The following is a 1,562-nucleotide window of genomic DNA, read 5'->3' as shown; positions in this document are numbered from 1 at the left end:
CCCCCGCCGCTGGCGGCGGTCCGGGCCGGGCTCGCTGTCGCGGACCAGCCCGAAGCCGGCCAGATGGCGCAGATGCCAGCTGGTCACCGACGGAGTCGCCCCCACGTGAGGGGCGAGTTGCGTGGCGGTCGCGGGTCCGTGCCGCTGGAGGTGGTCGAGGATCGCCAGCCGCACCGGATGCGCCAACGCCCGCATGGCCTGTGGATCGGTGATCTCGATATCGCCGAATCGGTTAGGGGAGTCCATGGCGTGAGAGTGTCCTCTCAGGATTCGTGAGAGTCAACTCTCACATCGGTGTCGTGTGACGCTGCGGCCTGGACAACAATGGTTCCGTCGAGGCAAAGCCATGCCCGGCTTCCCGGCGCCCGGCCCAGATGAAGGCCCGGTTCACCCTGTTTCGGCCTCGCTGCACGAAGGCACCCTCACACCACCCGGGACCAGATGCTCCCCCGCACCCCACCCGCCGCCATGCTCGCCTCCGCGGTGGGTGTGAGGGTTGCGAGTCAGGGCCGGGCCCTACCGGTGGCGGCTGCTCCGGTCAGGGAGACTCTGCAGAAGCGGGCAGCGTACTGGGCACCACGGGTTGGTTCCGGCAGTCGAGTGTGTTCGCCATGACGCCGGCCGACCGGAGGAGGAGCGCGAGGTGGTCCCGAACGCTCAGGCTCCCGGTGAGCGTGTCGGTCAACTCGCCCACCAGAGGGACCTCGCGCTCCTGCCCTGCCGGGGTGCCCGGCACCTTGCACTGTACGTAGACCTGATATCTGGCTTCCCGATGCTCATCGGCCCCGTAAACCAGCTTTACGTCTGAATTGACCTGCACCAGGCGAGGGTCCGGAATGGTGCCGTTATCTGCCCCCTTGCCGAAAATGGTATCGAAAGGGAGGGCGGAAGGTTTGTAAGTGAGGCCGATCTGCATCCCCGTGGAGACATCGCTCCGGATCCCGCAAACGTTCGACTCGACGTATGGGGCGCTTTTACTCTCGGGATCCCACTTCCGGACTTGGTCGTAGTGGCGGGTACGGGCCTCGGCCAAGGAGGACGGACTCTTGAACCGCAGCTCGCCCGATCCTTCGATCCCGTGACCGATTTGCTCCAGCCCTGACGCGCCGAAGAGTTCCTCGCACGTCTTCCGCTGGGCGTCGGCCGCGTCCGCATCTGTTTCGTCCGACGCCTCCGAGCAAGCGCTCGCTCCGAGGGCCAGGAAACACAGCAGGACAACGAAAGCAGGCATCCTCATACGTCACCACCCCCGGGTGTCGTCGGTGTCACTGAGCCAGCTGCCCCTGTTGTACGAGTCCTCGGCCGTACCCATCAGCTTGCGGACCTCCCCGCTATCCATGTGGTGTGCCTCCACGTAGTTGAGGAGGGGGGCCATCGCGTTCTGCCGTCCTTCGGCCTTGGCCTTGTCGACTCCCTGAGCCGCTTCGTCATGGTTGTCGAATTCATGGTCCTGGAGCCACTGCATGGTCTCGTTGCCGAACTGCGTGCTGGCAGCACTGCCGATGGTCTCGATAGCCAGAGGGACGGCTACCACGGCTACCGGGCCGGCGGGGACTATCGCC

The 1,562-nt window shown here is 65.8% G+C and carries 2 protein-coding genes and 1 pseudogene; all 3 read right to left on the bottom strand.

Features of this window, described 5'->3' with window-relative positions; genetic code table 11:
- A partial coding sequence (locus tag IH13_RS0105370) for an ArsR/SmtB family transcription factor (protein WP_037840839.1) occupies positions 1-246 on the bottom strand: 246 nt, incomplete at its 3' end.
- Positions 247-538: 292 nt separating this feature from the next.
- On the bottom strand, positions 539-1,231 hold the full coding sequence (locus IH13_RS0105365; RefSeq protein ID WP_158791055.1) for a hypothetical protein: 693 nt from the start codon (positions 1,229-1,231) through the stop codon (positions 539-541).
- Between the two features lie 9 nt (positions 1,232-1,240).
- A pseudogene (locus IH13_RS0105360) lies at positions 1,241-1,562 on the bottom strand (hypothetical protein); the annotation flags it as partial.

The organism is Streptomyces sp. NRRL WC-3549 (assembly GCF_000721935.1).
GTDB lineage: Bacteria > Actinomycetota > Actinomycetes > Streptomycetales > Streptomycetaceae > Streptomyces.
Note: the sequence above shows the minus strand (reverse complement) of the source record. Positions and strands in the feature narration are given on the sequence as shown.

What these genes read in the sequence shown, in the direction of transcription:
- IH13_RS0105365 (WP_158791055.1), bottom strand. Translation starts at nt 1,231, where the DNA reads ATGCCTGCTTTCGTTGTCCTGCTGTGTTTCCTGGCCCTCGGAGCGAGC.